Origin of the sequence: Staphylococcus sp. EG-SA-17, from assembly GCF_017151845.1 — a bacterium.
Classification (GTDB): domain Bacteria; phylum Bacillota; class Bacilli; order Staphylococcales; family Staphylococcaceae; genus Staphylococcus; species Staphylococcus aureus.
The window spans coordinates 1-255 of record NZ_JACVZO010000137.1; the positions used below are offsets into that span (position 1 = coordinate 1).

At 40.8% G+C, this 255-nt stretch carries 1 protein-coding gene; it reads right to left on the reverse strand.

Annotated elements, in window-relative coordinates:
- A partial coding sequence (locus tag IDG65_RS14435) for an E domain-containing protein (protein ID WP_199852982.1) occupies window positions 1-255 on the reverse strand: 255 nt, incomplete at both ends.

Here is a 255-nt window from a genome sequence, read left to right on the forward strand (position 1 = left end):
GCTCTTCGATCACTTTTCCTGTGTCTGGATTCTTAATTCCTGGTTTACCTGGTACTTTTTCCGTTTGATCTGTTGGTAAGTTTGGATCGAAGATATCTTTATGACCTTGCGGTATTTTCTCGCCACCAAACTCTACAATCTTATCTACTGGTTGTTTTGTGATCTCTTCTGTTGGTTGACCCTCACCAACTTTTTCACCTGTTAATGGGTTCACTGTGATTGGTGTTGTGATTGTCTTACTTCCTGGTTGTCCTT